At 65.9% G+C, this 15,415-nt stretch carries 15 protein-coding genes and 1 pseudogene; 4 read left to right on the top strand and 12 right to left on the bottom strand.

Annotated elements, in window-relative coordinates; genetic code table 11:
* From EXZ48_RS18035 to EXZ48_RS18025, 3 genes and pseudogenes are all read right to left on the bottom strand, one after another.
* Positions 1–119 (bottom strand): annotated as a pseudogene (locus EXZ48_RS18035) (glycine C-acetyltransferase); the annotation flags it as partial.
* A gap of 46 nt (positions 120–165) precedes the next feature.
* A complete protein-coding gene (locus tag EXZ48_RS18030) occupies positions 166–621 on the bottom strand; it encodes a GFA family protein (protein ID WP_130517424.1) in 456 nt (151 codons plus the stop codon).
* 129 nt (positions 622–750) lie between these two features.
* On the bottom strand, positions 751–1,479 hold the full coding sequence (locus tag EXZ48_RS18025) for a bifunctional 2-polyprenyl-6-hydroxyphenol methylase/3-demethylubiquinol 3-O-methyltransferase UbiG (RefSeq protein WP_130517422.1): 729 nt from the start codon (positions 1,477–1,479) through the stop codon (positions 751–753).
* Between the two features lie 137 nt (positions 1,480–1,616).
* Between EXZ48_RS18025 and EXZ48_RS18020 the strand changes: the two genes are divergently transcribed.
* Complete coding sequence (locus tag EXZ48_RS18020; RefSeq protein ID WP_024271253.1) at positions 1,617–2,387, top strand: SDR family oxidoreductase; 771 nt, start codon at positions 1,617–1,619, stop codon at positions 2,385–2,387.
* Positions 2,388–2,411: 24 nt separating this feature from the next.
* Here EXZ48_RS18020 and EXZ48_RS18015 read toward each other — a convergent pair whose 3' ends face one another.
* Both EXZ48_RS18015 and recQ read right to left on the bottom strand, forming a co-directional pair.
* A complete protein-coding gene (locus tag EXZ48_RS18015; RefSeq protein ID WP_023514173.1) occupies positions 2,412–2,882 on the bottom strand; it encodes a VOC family protein in 471 nt (156 codons plus the stop codon).
* Positions 2,883–2,957: 75 nt separating this feature from the next.
* The gene (recQ, locus tag EXZ48_RS18010) at positions 2,958–4,826 is read right to left on the bottom strand and encodes a DNA helicase RecQ (RefSeq protein ID WP_130517420.1); all 1,869 of its coding nucleotides are present in this window, start codon (positions 4,824–4,826) and stop codon (positions 2,958–2,960) included.
* Between the two features lie 142 nt (positions 4,827–4,968).
* On the opposite strand from recQ, the gene EXZ48_RS18005 reads away from it, so the two are divergent.
* Positions 4,969–5,352: a VOC family protein gene (locus EXZ48_RS18005; RefSeq protein WP_050744218.1), complete on the top strand. Its 384-nt coding sequence runs from the start codon at positions 4,969–4,971 to the stop codon at positions 5,350–5,352.
* 14 nt (positions 5,353–5,366) lie between these two features.
* Here EXZ48_RS18005 and dnaG read toward each other — a convergent pair whose 3' ends face one another.
* The 3 genes from dnaG to EXZ48_RS17990 all read right to left on the bottom strand — a co-directional run bounded on the left by dnaG (position 5,367) and on the right by EXZ48_RS17990 (position 8,454).
* Positions 5,367–7,334, bottom strand: coding sequence for a DNA primase (dnaG, locus tag EXZ48_RS18000; protein WP_130517418.1), 1,968 nt, complete (start codon positions 7,332–7,334; stop codon positions 5,367–5,369).
* A gap of 85 nt (positions 7,335–7,419) precedes the next feature.
* The gene (locus EXZ48_RS17995; protein WP_082342425.1) at positions 7,420–7,749 is read right to left on the bottom strand and encodes a hypothetical protein; all 330 of its coding nucleotides are present in this window, start codon (positions 7,747–7,749) and stop codon (positions 7,420–7,422) included.
* A gap of 255 nt (positions 7,750–8,004) precedes the next feature.
* Positions 8,005–8,454 carry a GatB/YqeY domain-containing protein gene (locus EXZ48_RS17990; protein ID WP_023515714.1) on the bottom strand — a complete coding sequence of 150 codons (450 nt, stop codon included), beginning with the start codon at positions 8,452–8,454 and terminating at the stop codon, positions 8,005–8,007.
* A gap of 324 nt (positions 8,455–8,778) precedes the next feature.
* Here EXZ48_RS17990 and carA point away from each other — a divergent pair, with 324 nt between their 5' ends.
* A complete protein-coding gene (carA, locus tag EXZ48_RS17985) occupies positions 8,779–9,987 on the top strand; it encodes a glutamine-hydrolyzing carbamoyl-phosphate synthase small subunit (protein ID WP_130517416.1) in 1,209 nt (402 codons plus the stop codon).
* Between the two features lie 57 nt (positions 9,988–10,044).
* Here carA and EXZ48_RS17980 read toward each other — a convergent pair whose 3' ends face one another.
* The 4 genes from EXZ48_RS17980 to EXZ48_RS17965 form a co-directional block, all read right to left on the bottom strand.
* Positions 10,045–10,437 carry a DUF4440 domain-containing protein gene (locus EXZ48_RS17980; protein WP_050744217.1) on the bottom strand — a complete coding sequence of 131 codons (393 nt, stop codon included), beginning with the start codon at positions 10,435–10,437 and terminating at the stop codon, positions 10,045–10,047.
* A gap of 10 nt (positions 10,438–10,447) precedes the next feature.
* A complete protein-coding gene (locus tag EXZ48_RS17975) occupies positions 10,448–11,836 on the bottom strand; it encodes an MATE family efflux transporter (RefSeq protein ID WP_023515717.1) in 1,389 nt (462 codons plus the stop codon).
* Positions 11,837–11,986: 150 nt separating this feature from the next.
* Positions 11,987–13,240, bottom strand: a complete 1,254-nt coding sequence (locus EXZ48_RS17970; RefSeq protein WP_130517414.1) for a TCR/Tet family MFS transporter — start codon at positions 13,238–13,240, stop codon at positions 11,987–11,989.
* 143 nt (positions 13,241–13,383) lie between these two features.
* Complete coding sequence (locus EXZ48_RS17965; protein WP_130517412.1) at positions 13,384–14,286, bottom strand: LysR family transcriptional regulator; 903 nt, start codon at positions 14,284–14,286, stop codon at positions 13,384–13,386.
* A 103-nt stretch (positions 14,287–14,389) separates the two neighbouring features.
* On the opposite strand from EXZ48_RS17965, the gene EXZ48_RS17960 reads away from it, so the two are divergent.
* Positions 14,390–15,388, top strand: a complete 999-nt coding sequence (locus EXZ48_RS17960; RefSeq protein WP_130517411.1) for an aldo/keto reductase — start codon at positions 14,390–14,392, stop codon at positions 15,386–15,388.
* Positions 15,389–15,415 lie beyond the last annotated feature (27 nt).

The following is a 15,415-nucleotide window of genomic DNA, read 5'->3' as shown; positions in this document are numbered from 1 at the left end:
GAGGCAACGGCGATCTCGCCGGCCTGCCTGGAGGTGATCACCCGCTCGGCCTTGTAAAGGCCCGCGGTTTTGAGAGCGCCGAGCTCGGACTGCAGATGGGCGATGAAGGCGGAGGTCATGGATAGGCACCCACGGAAATGACGGAAACGCTTTAACGGCGACGGCTCAGGCCGCGCTTGCCGCATAGGCGCCGATCAGTTTTTCGTAACCCTCCATCGGCGGATATTTTTCATAGCTGTGCTCGGCAGGCGTCTGCGCCCAGGCAAGCTTTTCGCTCGTATAGGTCTCGATGAACGGGCTGTACCAGCCGGTCTCGTCCAGCAGGGTCGGACGCACATTGACGAAGAAGTCGAAGCCGGCGGGCCGGGTGAACATCCAGGTCATGCAATCCGGGCAGAAATGATGGCCGGCCTCGGCATTCGCCCCCGCGACGACAGGCGCGCCCGCAATGACGGCAAACCCCTCCGTCGGGATCGCCGCACTCAGCGAATAGGCGCTGCCCGACATGCGCTGGCAGCCGGTGCAATGGCAGGCCATGGTCAGCATCGGCGGCGCGCTGATGCGGATTTTCACGCGCCCGCAACGGCAGGCGCCGTCGAGCGGCAGGTTCAGTCTTTTCATGGGCACGGCTCCCGTTCCGGTAAACGCCGGCTTGTCGTTTTGATCGTAGTGCCGGCGAATTGCTCCACTGCGATAGTTCTAGCGCAGCGGGAGGCGACGTAAAGGGTTCCGGTCGTTCTTTTCGCTGTTTCAGCGCCGGTCGCAGGCGATCAGCAGGAACATCGGCCGGTTGAGTTCCACCTGCCATTCCGGATGCGCCGCAAGCTGCGCTTCGCTCGGCCGCCACTCCTCGACATGGCGAATGGCAAAACCGGTCGCGATCAACGCGTTGAGGGTCGTACCGAGCGTGCGGTGGTGCTTGACGACACCCTTGGCGAGCCAGTCCGTCGTGCGCGGGCCTTCGACGAGATAGCCATCGACCGGCCACACCGTCCGGCCGTCGATCTGCGCCCAATCCGGCCGGGACGGCGCCATGTAGAGCGGGTGTTCGATGGTGAAGACGAAAGACGAACCCGGCAGCAGCGCGGCGTGGAGCGTGCGCAGCATCCGGTCGAAATCCGCGATATAGTGGAAGGCAAGCGAACTGTAGGCGAAATCGAAAGCGCCGGCGGGCAGTTCCAGCCGGTCGAGGTCGGCGATCTCGTAGCGGACGGCCGGAGATACGGTTTCCGCCCGGGCGCGGGCGATCATGTTCTGCGAAAGATCGAGGCCAAGCACGCTTTCCGCACCCGCTTCTGCCGCATGGCGCGCGAACCAGCCGAAACCGCAACCGAGATCGACGATGCGCCGGCCCGCAAGATCCGGCAACAGGGCGCGGACCGAATCCCATTCCGCTGCGCCCGCAAGGCCGTGCACCGAGCGGGGGAGACCGGAATACCCCTCGAAGAAGGCGGGCTGGTCGTAGATGTTCTGGGCCATGGCTGAAATCCTTTCGCGCCGGAGATAGCGCCTTTTTTGCAAAAGGACAAAGTCGTGCATTCCCGCGACCCGGACGGCAGCGGGGTTGACAGGACAGCACCTGCCCTGTCCGGTGACGGCGCGAAAGGATTTGCGCCATGACGATACTGGAAAGATTCTCCCAGCAGGGCCGCGTGGCGCTGGTCACCGGCGGCGGCCGCGGGCTGGGCTTCGAGATCGCCAGGGCGCTGGCCGAGGCCGGCGCCCATGTGATCGTGACGGGCCGCACGGCCGCGACGCTCGACGCGGCCGTCGAAAGGATCACCGCTGCCGGCGGAAGCGCCACAGCGGCCGCCTTCGACATCGCCGACCGGGCCGCCCAGCGCGCCACGCTCGCCGGGATCGAAGAGAGCCATGGCCGCCTCGACGTGCTCGTCAACAATGTCGGCGCCCGTGATCGCCGGCCGCTCGCCGAGATGGACGATGCGGCGATCGACGAGCTGATCCGCACCGACCTGTCCGCCGCCGCGAGCCTCTCGCGCGATGCCGCCGCGCTGATGAAGCGCAACGGCCACGGACGGCTGATCGCCATCACCTCGATCGGCGGCCACGTGGCCATGCCGAACGACGGCATCTACCCTGCGGCCAAACACGGCCTCACCGGCCTCATGCGCAGCATGGCCGTCGAATACGCCCCGCACGGCATCACCAGCAATGCCATCGCGCCCGGCTGGTTCGCGACGGAAACCAACGCGGCGCTCGCCGCCGACGAGGGCTTGATGCCCTTCGTTCGCCAGCGCATCCCCGCGCAGCGCTGGGCCCGCGCCGACGAAATCGCCGGCGCCGCCCTGTTCCTCGCCAGCGACGCGGCCTCCTTCGTCAACGGCCATGTGCTGGTGGTCGACGGCGGCATGACCGTCCGGATGTGACGGCGGGCCTCCGCCGCACCCCGCCTACCCCGCCGCCGCGGCCTCCAGCGGCGCGATGTCGAGCTTGACCATCTGGAGCATCGCCTCGGTGACACGCTTGACCTTCGCCTGGTCCGGGTCGCTCATCAATTCGCCGAGCCGCGTCGGCGCGATCTGCCAGGAAAGGCCCCAGCGATCCCGCAACCAGCCGCACTGTTCGACCGAACCACCCTCGCGCAGCGCATCCCACAGCCGGTCGAGATCGCCCTGCGTCTCGCATTCGACCATGATGGAAAAGCTGTGGTTGAACGGATCGAGCGGGCCGGCCTCGATCGCCATGTAGCGCTGGTCGCCGAGCGTGAAGCTCGCGATCTTCACGCTGCCCGGCGGGCCGCTCGGCGTCTCGGCCGGAAGCGACGACACCCAATGGACCGAGGAACCGGGAACAAGCGACGTGTAGAAGCCGATGGCGGCCTCCATGTCCGCCGCGAACCAGAGATGCTGGGTAACCTTCATCGGACAGTCCTCCTTGTTTGAACACGCTCAAGGACGAAGGAGACCGGAACGTTCCGACATCGACTTCAAAAAAAGTCAGCCGCTGAAGTCATCGATCACGGCGAGGAAGGCATCGCCGAAGCGGTCGCGCTTGGAAACGCCGATGCCGGGGATGTCGAGCAGCTCCTCCCGGTCACGCGGTCGTTCCTTGGCAAGCGCGATCAGCGTCGTGTCCGGGAAGACGACATAGGGCGGCACGTCGAGGTCCTTGGCGATGGACAACCGCTCGGCGCGCAGCAGCTCGAAGAGCTCGCGATCGGAGCCGGCAAGGTTGGAGCGCTCGCGGGCGGCGGGCGAGCCGCCGGCCTTGCCCTTGCGTCCTCCCGCCTGCGGACGATCCTTGCGCAACAGCACCTGCCGCTCGTGGCGGAAGACCGCACGCGCCTCGGGCTCCAGCTTCAGCGCGCCGAAGGCGGCATGATCGACGCTGATGAGGCCTGCGGCCAGAAGCTGCCGGAAGATCGACTGCCAGACACGCCCGGCAATGTCCTTGCCCGCACCGAAGACCGGCATCTCCGTATGCCCGAAGCGCTCGGTCTTCTCGTTGACAGAGCCCAGCAGGACGTCGATGACATGGGCCGCGCCGAAGCGTTCGCCGGTGCGGTAGACCGCAGCGAGCGCCTTGATCGCCGCTTCCGTGCCGTCCCAGGTCTCGACCGGGTTGCGGCAGGTATCGCAATTGCCGCAATGGCCGGAATATGCCTCGCCGAAATGCGCCAGGATGGCCTTGCGCCGGCAACCGGCCGTCTCGCAGATGGCAAGCAGCGCCATCAGCTTGGCGCGCTCGATGCGCTTGATCTCGTCGGCCGCCCCGCCCTCGTCGATCATCTTGCGGCGCTGCACGACGTCGGCCATGCCGTAGGCCATCCAGACCTCGGAGGGCAGGCCGTCGCGGCCCGCGCGACCCGTCTCCTGATAATAGGCCTCCACCGAGCCCGGCAGGTCGAGATGGGCGACATAGCGCACATCCGGCTTGTCGATGCCCATGCCGAAGGCGACCGTCGCGACCAGGCAGAGGTTTTCTTCCTTCAGGAAGGCATCCTGGTTGGCATCGCGCACCGCACGCTCAAAGCCGGCATGGTAGGGCAGCGCGCGAACGCCTTGCGCGTTCAGCCAGTCGGCCGTGTCCTCCACCTTGGCGCGCGACAGGCAGTAGACGATGCCGCTCTCGCCCTGATGGCGCGACAGGAAGCGCAGCAATTGCTGGCGCGCCTGGTCGCGTTCGGCAATTTCGTAGGAAATGTTCGGCCGGTCGAAGCTGGTGGTGAAGACCGCCGCATCCTGAAGGCCGAGGCGCTCGATGATATCACCACGGGTGTGCGGGTCCGCTGTCGCCGTCAGCGCAATGCGCGGCACGCCGGGATACCGCTCACCGAGAACGCCGAGCGCCCGGTATTCCGGCCGGAAATCATGGCCCCATTGCGAGACGCAATGCGCCTCGTCGATGGCGAAGAGCGCGATGCGCGCATCGGCGACGAGCTCGGCAAAGCCTTCCGTGACGATCCGCTCGGGCGTCACGTAGAGAAGATCGAGCGCGCCCGCGCGCATGGCATCGCGCACGGCGAAGAATTCGTCGCGCGTCAGCGAAGAATTGAGCGCGGCGGCCCGGACGCCAAGCTGCTTCAGCGCCTCCACCTGGTCGCGCATCAGCGCGATCAGCGGCGAGATGACGATGCCGACGCCCTCACGGCAGAGCGCCGGGATCTGGAAGCAGAGCGACTTGCCGGCGCCGGTCGGGAACAGGACGACGGCATCGCCGCCGCCCACCACATGCTCGACGACGGCCTGCTGCTTGCCGCGGAAGGCATCGTAGCCATAGACGCGCTTGAGCACGTCCAGCGGATCGTCCGGCGGCGCATCGAACAGGGCGGCAAGGGAGGCGGAGGGGCGGGCGTCAATCATCATGTGCACTTTCGTTCCCCTCCATTCTGACCAAGCCGGCACGGTTGGGCAACCGCCCGCAGCCAACGTCCACCGCTCAATAATGTTCTTGATTTGTTCTTATTTCAAGATAAGGTTGCAAACAAATCGACACGGGAGACGCAGAATGGATGCCTACACAACCCTCGGCACGCCGAATGCCGCGGCAACCACGCCGTTTTACGACGCCGTCCTCGCGACGATCGGCTGGGCCGTCCGGGCGGACTATCCGGGATTACGCGGCTACACAAAAGGTGGTGGCCCTGATGGCTTCACGCTCTGGCTGTGCACGCCCTTCGACGGCGCGGCGGCAAGCGTCGGCAACGGCACCATGGTCGGCTTTCCCGCCGCCTCCCACGAGGAGGTCGAGGCGTTCCATGCGGCCGCCCTCGCCCATGGCGGAACAGACGAAGGCGCCCCCGGTCCGCGCCCGCACTACGGCCCGCACTGGTACTCCGCCTATGTGCGCGACCCCGTCGGCAACAAGCTCTCCATCGTCTTCGACGAATAGGAAGGATCGGCGGTCTATTTGCCCGCCGGCCCCTTCACACGGCCGGAAAGCACGCCGAAACCCTCGATGATGGCTTCCTGGTTCTCCAGGCGCATGGTTTCCATCTGCACCTCCTGCAGCGCGCGCAGGATCTGGGGGACGCGTTCTCCGTCGCCCTCCTCGGTCGCCACGGCAAGCTCGCGCTCCAGTTCGCGGCGCTGCCAGAGCAGGGCGCGGGTGCGCTTGTGCAGGGCGAGCGCCTGAAGGTAGCCTTCGCGGGCATCTTCGGGCGCGGCCTCCGCCGTCGCGGTCCACAGGCGCGAATTGCGGATCTGCTGGTCGAGCCCGCGCAGCAACGCGTCGAAGCCGGCCGCCTCCAGCTCCTCGATCAGCCGGTCGCGCTCCAGCCTGGTGCCGACGGAACCGGCAATGCCGAGCAGCGCCGACCAGAGCCGCTGCAGGTCGCGGTTCTCGTATTCGATGATGGCGATTTCGTCGTAATCGCTGAAGAGCAGGCCGGGATGGTTGGCGACGGTGAGCGCCAGCACGCTTTCGCGCAGCGCCGGCAGCTCCTGTGCGCCGCGCACCAGCGCCGAGCGCGCCAGCCGGTCGGAAATGCCGGAGGAAACAGGTGTGCCCTGCACAGCGCCGCGCCCGCCGCCCCTCGCCTGCCGGTTGCCGGAAAAGCCGCCGCCTCCCTGCCGCGGCGCCGGGCGGAAGAAAGCGTTCAGCCGGTCGCGCATGTTCTGCTGGTAGTGGCGGCGCACGTCCTCGTCGGCGATCGCGCCGGTGATCTGGCGCAGGCGCGCCTCCAGCGCCGCCCGGCTTTCCGGCGTCTCGAAATTCGCGCCCTGCACCTCGCGGCTCCAGATCATCTCGGCAAGCGGCCGGGCACCGGCCATCACCTTGTCGAAGGGCGCACGACCCTCATGGCGTACGAGGTCGTCAGGGTCCTTGCCGTCGGGCAGCAGGGCGAAGCGCACCGTGCGTTCCGGTTTGATATAGGGCAGCGCGAGATCGGCCGCCCGATTTGCCGCGCGAATGCCCGCGCCGTCGCCGTCGAAGCAGAGCACCGGCTCCGGCGTCATCTTCCAGAGGAGTTCAAGCTGGTTCTCGGTGAGCGCGGTGCCGAGCGGCGCGACGGCATTCTCGATGCCGGCCTGGTGGAGGGCGATCACATCCATATAGCCTTCGACGGCGATGATCGTGCCCGCACCATCCGCACCCTGGGCGGCCTTGCGGGCCCGCGCGTGGTTGTAGAGCACATTGCCCTTGTGGAAGAGCTCGGTCTCGTTGGAGTTCAGATATTTCGCCGGCGCATCCGGCGACATGGCGCGTCCACCGAAAGCGATGACCTTGTCGCGCACCGAAAGGATCGGGAACATGATGCGGTCCCGGAAACGGTCGTAGGAAACCGGGATATCGGGCCCGTACACGACGAGGCCGCAGGCCTCGATCGCCTCCTTCGGAACGCCTTTGCCGGCAAGGAAGCCCTTCAATGCGTTGCGGCTTTCCGGCGCGTAGCCGAGCCGGAAGGTCTCGATGGTGCGGCCCGTCAGCCCGCGGTCGCGCAGGTAGGCGCGCGCCTTCGCACCGGCCGGCGTCTGGAGCTGGTCCTCGAAGAAGCGCGCAGCCATGTCCATGACCTCGACAAGGCCCATGCGTTCCTTCTCGCGCTGCTCGGCCTCGCGGTCCGGCTGCGGCATGGCGACGCCCGCCATGTCGGCGACCTGCTGCACGGCTTCCGGGAAGGACAGGCCGTCGAGATCGGTGAGAAAGCGGAAGTGGTCGCCGGAGACGCCGCAGCCGAAACAATGGTATCGGCCCTTGCGGTCCTCGCAGTGAAAGCTTGGCGACTTTTCGCCGTGGAACGGGCAGCAGGCCCAATAGTCGCCGCGCGACACATTGGTCTTGCGGCGATCCCAGGTCACGCGTTTGCCGATCACCTCCGAAATGGAGACGCGGTCGCGGATCTCGTCTAGGAAGGCATTGGAAAAGCGCATGGGTCCCTCGGTCGGGGTCCATATAACCATGCGCGGCGCTCACCGCCAGCGATAGTCGCCTGCCCACCGCAATTCACAGGCACCGTCAGAACCCCATGTCCGGCGCGTAGAAGCAGCGCGGCGTGTCCTCGGTCGGGTAGAGACAGAGATGGTACTCGCCGTCCTGCGAGCGGCGCGTCGTATCCTGCGGCAGAAGGAAGATGTGAGCACGGGTGGCAAGGCGATGGTCGCCCGGCGCCAGCATCACACGGTAGCCGCCCGCGATGACGCGCACCGACCGCGCGGGGATCATCTGGCAGTCGCCGGTCTCGCTGTTGCCGTTGCAGCAGAAGGCCTCGTATTGCCAGCCGCTCGCCGCATCATGGGCGGAAGCCGGTCCCGCAAGAAGGAGCGGCGCAAGGGAAAGAAGGAACATCACGCGCATCGGCTTGGCCTCCTTGAGACGGCCACCGGGCATCAACGCAAGAACACATCCGGCGGCATCGCATGCACTTCGCCGGGGCGAGCCGATGGACGCTCATCGCCGCATCCTCGGGCTCCTGGCGGCCATCATAACAGGATTCGGCACCTTTGGCTTCCGGAGATTGCACGGAATACGTGCGGTCCGGGATAGTTCCCCAACAAAAAGGGCGGCCGAAGCCGCCCCGCATCCGAAAAATTCGTCACCGGCCTATTTCAGAAGGTCCTTCACCACGCCGGAGGCCTTGGCGAAATCCATCTGGCCGGGATAACGCTCCTTGAGCACGGCCATCACCTTGCCCATGTCGCGCAGGCCCTGCGCGCCGATTTCGGCGATGGCGGCGGCGATGATGTCCTTCATCTTGTCCTCGGAGATCTGCTCGGGCAGGAAGCTCTCGATGACCTTGATTTCCTCGCGTTCCTGCGCGGCAAGCTCCGGGCGGCCGTTCTCGGAAAAGATCTTGGCCGATTCCTCGCGCTGCTTGATCATCTTGGCGAGGATCTGCAGCAGTTCGTCGTTCTCGACCGGCCCCTTGCCGACACCGCGGTTGGCGATGTCGCAGTCCTTCAGCTTGGCCTGGATCAGGCGCAGCGTGGAGACACGGCAGGCATCCTTGGCCTTGAGTGCATCCTTGAGGGCGTTTGCGATCGTATCGCGCATCATTTTCTCCATTGGAAGCCGCCGGCGCCGGATGCGCGGCTTGGGCTTCAATCATCGTTCGATTGTGCATGCTCATAGACCGGCAGAGGGCCTGCCGGCAAACGGATTGCGCAAGCAATTGAATTTCAACGCTTTATAATTCCACGCAATCCACAGGCAACGGTTGACCCCGTCATCCGCTTTGTCTATTTTCCGGCACCTGCACGAAAATCGGCAATCAGGGCGAACCAACGCGGGCTTCCGCGCGCCTTTGCCTGCGATCTTAAATGGTGCCCGGTCCATCGGCTTTCAAGCCCGGGGCCAGACGCCGGAAACGGGATACTCATGACCTCGACCCCCGCATGGACCACTGAAAAGCCGACCGCCCTGCTCGTTCTTGCCGACGGCACCGTCATCGAAGGCAAGGGCATCGGCGCCACCGGCAAGGTAACCGCCGAAGTCTGCTTCAACACGGCGCTGACCGGCTACCAGGAAATCCTCACCGACCCGTCCTATCTCGGCCAGATCGTCACCTTCACCTTCCCGCATATCGGCAATATCGGTGCCAACGACGAGGACATCGAGGACCTGACCCCCGCCGCGCGCCACGGCGCCGTCGGCACGATCTTCAAGGCCGACATCACGGACCCGTCCAACTACCGCGCCGCAAAGCACCTCGACGGCTGGCTGAAGGCCCGCGGCATCATCGGCCTTTCCGGCATCGACACGCGCGCGCTGACCGCCTGGATCCGCGAGAACGGTGCACCGAACGCCGTCATCGCCCACGACCCGAACGGTGTCTTCGACATCGAGACGCTGAAGGCCGAAGCGAAGGCCTGGAGCGGTCTTGTCGGTCTCGACCTCGCCAAGGTCGCCTCCTCCGGCCAGTCCTCGCGCTGGAGCGAGAATCCCTGGGTATGGAACGAAGGCTACGAGGATCTCGCCGAGAGCGACGTGAAGTACCACATCGTCGCGCTCGACTACGGCGTCAAGCGCAACATCCTGCGTCTCTTCACCGGCCTCGGCTGCAAGGTCACCGTCATGCCGGCGACCTCGAGCGCCGACGACGTGCTGGCGCTGAAGCCGGACGGCATCTTCCTCTCCAACGGCCCGGGCGACCCGGCGGCAACCGGCGAATATGCCGTGCCGGTCATCAAGACGCTGATCGACAGCGGCATTCCGATCTTCGGCATCTGCCTCGGCCACCAGATGCTGGGCCTTGCCGTCGGCGCCACGACCGAGAAGATGCACCAGGGTCATCATGGCGCAAACCATCCGGTCAAGGACCACACGACGGGCAAGGTCGAAATCGTCTCGATGAACCACGGCTTCGCAGTCGCCTCCTCCTCCCTGCCGGACGGCGTGGAAGAAACCCACATCTCGCTGTTCGACGGCACGAACTGCGGCCTGCGCCTCGTCGGCAAGCCGGTCTTCTCCGTGCAGCACCATCCGGAAGCCTCCCCCGGCCCGCAGGACAGCCACTACCTCTTCCGTCGCTTCATCAATCTGGTGCGCGAGAAGAAGGGCGAGGCGGCCATCCCGGAACGGGCCTGAACCATTCCGACAGATCAAAGCCCCGGACGATGTCCGGGGCTTTTTTCGTTTTGGCGCTCAGGACAACGAGACCGGCACCACAGTTCCCTGGTGGAAGGCCATCTGCCAGCGCTCCCCCACAAGCTTCCAGATCGAGGCGCGCAGGACGTGGCGCTCCGATCCGTCCGCCGCCCGGCGGCAGGTGCGATAGGTGAGCAGCACGGCGCCTTCGGCAATCGCCGTCAGGGCATAGTCGCTGGCCTCCAGCGTTCCGTCGCTGGGCTCGTCCGCCTCCTCCGACAGGAGGTCGAGCATCTCCGCCCGATGGTAGATGGTACCGGAACTGCCGAATTCGACGAAGCCTTCCGCCAAAAGCGCCTCGACGGCCGGACGTGAACCGCGGACCTCCGGGCGATGCAGCGCCTCCTCCAGCATGCGGATCTCCTCAATGCTGGCGGCGGGGCCGGTCATTGCCGGCCTCTCAAATCGGCCGGGCCGCCGGCACGCCCCGCGTCACCAGGCGGTAGAAACGCCAGTTGAGCAGGATGGAGGCCGCCGAGAGACCGCAAAGGAACCCGAACCAGACCCCGATGCCGCCGAAGCCGGCCGGAAAGGCGAAGAACCATGCGGCGAGGAAGCCTATCGGCCAATAGGAGATCAGCGCGAGGATCATCGGGATGCGCGTGTCCTTCAACCCGCGCAGCAGGCCAGCGGCGATCGCCTGCAGGCCGTCGACGAGCTGGAAGACGCCAGCGATCACCACGAAGGGGCCGGCAATCGCCAGCACAGCCACCGAATCCTTGCCCGCCTTGTTGAGGAAGATCGAGGCGAGCGTGGTGGGGATGAGCGCGAAGAGCACGCCGCCGCCAACGGCGATGACCGCCGCGACCGCCAGCACCGCCCAGGAGGCACGCACCACGCCGAGGTGATCGCCCTGGCCATGCGCCACGCCGACGCGCACCGTGCCGGCCTGGGCAAGGCCGAGCGGCACCATGAAGGCAATGGAAGCGAGCTGCAGGGCGATACCGTGCGCCGCCAGTTCCAGCGTGCCGATATTGCCCATCAGCAGCGAGGCGCCGCTGAAGAGGCTGACCTCTGCCAGCATGGTAAGGCCGATCGGCAGGCCGAGATGGACGACCTCGCGGAAGGCCAGCCAGTCCGGCCGCCAGAACCGCACGAAGAGCTCGTAGCGGCGCATGTCGGCACGCGACTGGATATAGGCCGTCAGCAGCACGAAGCTCAAGAGGTTGACGCCGAACGAGACGATGGCCGCCCCCTCGATGCCCATGGCCGGAAAACCGAAATGGCCAAGCACCAGCGCATAGGCGAAGAACGCGTTGACCGACAGGATGATGATCGTGACATAGAGCACGATGCCGGCCCGGCCATGCGCACTGACGAGACCGCGCAGTGTCATGAAGAGCAGCCCCGGCGCCATGCCCCACTGGGCGATCTTCAGATAGCTGCCGGCGAGCGCCGCCACGTCCGGCTTCTGGCCGGCGAGCAGCAGGAGGTTCTCCGCATTGTAGAAGAGCGGGATCATCAGCACGGAATAGAGCAGCACCACCCACATGCCCATGCGCACGGCGCGCCGCACGGAGACCGGGTCGCCACGGCCATAGGCCTGCGCCACCATCGGCATGACGGCATTGGCAAAACCGGAGCCGAGGATGAAGATGGTGAAGAAAAAGGAGCTCGCCAGCACGATGGCTGCGAGATGCGCAGCGCCGAGGCGGCCGAGAATGACCACGTCCGTCGTGTGAATGCCGAGCTGGGCGAGCTGCGCGCCGATCAACGGTACGCCGAGGGCGAAAGTCGCGCGAAAATGCGCGCCCCAGCCGTTGTTCTCGCGATGCGGTGCCATGTGCATGATAGTTCTCACTTTCGCATCGCTTCGGATCACAACTTCCAGCCGCGATCAATCGAATTGATTTGATGCTTTCATCAAAAATGCCGGAATGCGGTGCCGCGCGATGCCTGCACGCGGAAATTTCGTCAAAATGTCACGTTTGAAAGCGCTTCAGGCGCCTTCCGTCGCCAGATTTCCGCTCGGGCCGGTTCCCGCGCCGCGCAACTTCACCACGAAGATCACAAGGCCAACGAAGAGCATCAGCGCCGCAAGCGCAAATGGTGCCCCGGCGAAGGCCACCGGCGCCGTCGGTCCGGTGAAGTGGCTGAACACCTGGGTGAAGATCAACGGGCCGATGATCGTGGTAATGCTGGAAACGCTGGTCAGCGCGCCCTGCAATTCGCCCTGGGCGGAGGGCGGCACGCGGGCGGAAGCTATCGAGCGCAGCGGCGGATCGGCGAGGCCTTCAAGCGCCGTCAGAAGGATGACCGCATAGACCATCCAGCCCTGGTACGAGGCGGCATAGCCGGACAGGCCGAGCACGGCGAAGGAAAGGCCGATGACCGCCGTGCGGAACTCGCCGATCCTCGGCACCACGCGCGGCAGCACGAACGCCATGACGATGGCGCCGCCGACCCCGAAAATGCCGAGCGACAAGCCGATCTGCCCCTCGCTCCAGCCGTAGCGCAGCGCCGAAACGAAGGACCAGACGGAGGGATAGACGGCGTGCGCCAGCCAGTAACAGAAGAAGACCAGACCGATCCACAGCACGCCCGGATAGTTGCGCATCTGCAGGAGCGCACCGAGCGGATTGGCGCGGGCAAGCTCGAACCGGCGGCGATGGGCCGTCCCCAGGCTTTCCGGCAGGAGGAAATAGGCCGCGGCGAAGTTGAGGAAGGCGAGCACCGCCGCCCCGTAGAACGGGATGCGCGGGCCGAACTCGCCGAGAAGCCCGCCGATGACCGGCCCAAGCGCGAAGCCGGTGCCGAAAGCGATGCCCATCAGCCCGAAGTTCTTCGCCCGCGTCTCGTCCGTCGAGACATCAGCGATATAGGCGGCAGCCGTGCCGAAGCTCGCGCCGCTGATGCCCGCCAGCACGCGACCGACGAACAGCATCCAATAGCTGGTCGCCAGCGCACAGATGAGGTTGTCGATGGCGAAGGTGAGGATGCAGGCGAGCAGCACCGGCCGCCGGCCGAAGCGATCGGAGAGATTGCCGATGAACGGCGCGAAGAGGAACTGCATGCCGGCATAGACCAGCAGCAGCCAGCCGCCGTCAATCGCCGCCTGGCTGATATCGTCGCCCGTCAACTCGCGCAGGTATGTCGGCAGCACCGGCATGATGATGGCGATGCCGATCACGTCGAGAAACATGATCATGAAGACGAGAAAGAGCCCGCGCCGGGTGGACCTGGCATCGATCATGGTTTCACCCCAGGAAGGATAGCGGCCTGCCGATGCAGGCAAAAATGTCAGGCAACGACTTCTATTTCACTTCTTGCCGCGAAACAATCCGTGAACATCGCAAACTTTTTGATGAATTGGTCGCGATCCGCTGATGAAAGGCCTTATTGCGGCGGGGGATGCGCCTTCACGAAATCAACGAAGGCGCGCAGCGGCGCGGGCATCAGGGTACGGCTCGGATAGTAGAGGAAGGGGCCGGAGAAGGTCTGGATCCAGTCGGGCATGACGACCTGCAAAGCGCCGGAGGAAAGGGCCGGCGCCAGGAACTCCTCGAAGGTGCAGACAATGCCGAGGCCGGCCAGGGCGGCGTGCTGCTCCACCTCGTTCGATTCGGAGATCAGGCAGGCCGGCGGCATCAGCGAGATCTTCTCCTCGCCCCGCTCGAAGGCCCAGGGCAGCACGCGACCGCTGGCGAAGCGGTGCAGGATGCAGCGATGCTGCATCAGGTCGCGCGGATGTTCCGGCACCCCGTGCACCTCGGTGTAGGAGGGCGCGGCGGCCACGACGAAACGCTGGCGGCGCGGGCCGATCGGCACCGCGATCATGTCCTGGTGCAGCGCCTCTTCATAGCGAATGCCGGCATCGAAACCTTCCGCCAGCACATCCACCAGCGCGTCGTTGGAGGCAACCTCCAATGTGATGCCGGGATAGGCCTTGAGGAAGGGCGTGGCGATCGGCGGCAGGACGAAGCGGGCGACGATGCCGGGCACGTTCAACCGGAGGCGGCCGACCGGCCGGTCGCGCAGGCTGTTCACCCCGTCAATCGCCGCCTCGACCTCGGCCAGCGCCGGCGCGAGCCGCTCCAGGAGGCGCGCACCCGCATCCGTCAGCGTCACGCTGCGTGTCGTGCGGTTGAAGAGGCGAAGATCAAGCCGCCCCTCCAGCCGCCGCATCGCCTCCGAGAGCGCCGAGGCGGAAACACCGCGCAGCTTGGCGGCCGCGCGAAAGCTCTTCACCCGGGCGATGGCGACGAAGGCATCGAGATCGGCAAGCGGGATCTGGCTCATTGTTCTGAAAACCGCACGACTTGTTCAGAGCAGATCAGATTATCGCACAAGGCCCATCGCGGTAAAAGAGCGTCGATCGAAAGGCACGCACAGGAGAAGCGCCATGAAGACCATCAATCTCGGCAAGGCCGGCCCCGTCGTTTCCACCATCGGCCTCGGCTGCATGGGCATGTCGGGCATGTATGGCCCGGCCGACCGGGCGGAAAGCATCGCCAGCATCCATGCCGCGCTCGACGCCGGCATCACCCTTCTCGACACCGGCGACTTCTACGGCATGGGCCACAACGAGATGCTGATATCAGAGTCACTGAAAGACCGCCGCCGCGAGGATGTGGTGCTCAGCGTGAAGTTCGGCGCGCTGCGCGGGCCGGATGGCGTCTGGAGCGGCTATGATTCCCGCCCCGCGGCGATCCGCAACTTCCTCGCCTATTCCCTGCAACGGCTCGGCACCGACCATATCGACATCTACCGCCCGTCCCGCCTCGATCCGGCGGTGCCGATCGAGGAGACGATGGGGGCGCTCGCCGACCTCGTGAAGGCCGGCTACATCCGCCATATCGGGCTGTCCGAGGTGGGATCCGAAACGATCCGCCGCGCCGCGGCCGTGCATCCGATCGTGGATCTGCAGATCGAGTATTCGCTGATCTCGCGCGGCATCGAGGACGACATCCTGCCGACCTGCCGGGCGCTGGGCATTCCCGTGACCGCCTATGGCGTGCTGTCGCGCGGCCTGATCAGCGGCCATTGGCGAAAAGGTGCGGCGAATGGCGGTGATTTCCGCGCCTTCAGCCCACGCTTCCAGGACGGCAATGTCGACACGAACCTGGCACTCGTCGAAGCCCTGCGCCGCGTCGCGGACGAAAAGGGGGCAACCGTCGCCCAGCTCGCCATTGCCTGGGTCGCCGCACAGGGCGTCGATATCGTCCCCCTCGTCGGTGCCCGCCGGCGCGATCGCCTCGCCGAGGCGCTTGGCGCGCAGAAGATCGTGCTCAGTGCAGCCGACCTTGCCGCAATCGAAGCCGCGCTGCCGAAGGACGCCGCCGCGGGCGAGCGCTATCCGGTCGCCATGCTGGCGCATATGGACAGCGAGAAGCGGACCTGAGATCGCAGGACGGGCCGCACCGCACGG

The organism is Shinella sp. JR1-6, from assembly GCF_004284735.1.
Lineage (GTDB): Bacteria > Pseudomonadota > Alphaproteobacteria > Rhizobiales > Rhizobiaceae > Shinella.
The sequence above is the reverse complement of the archived record's forward strand: the minus strand, read 5'-3'. Positions and strand labels throughout refer to the sequence as shown.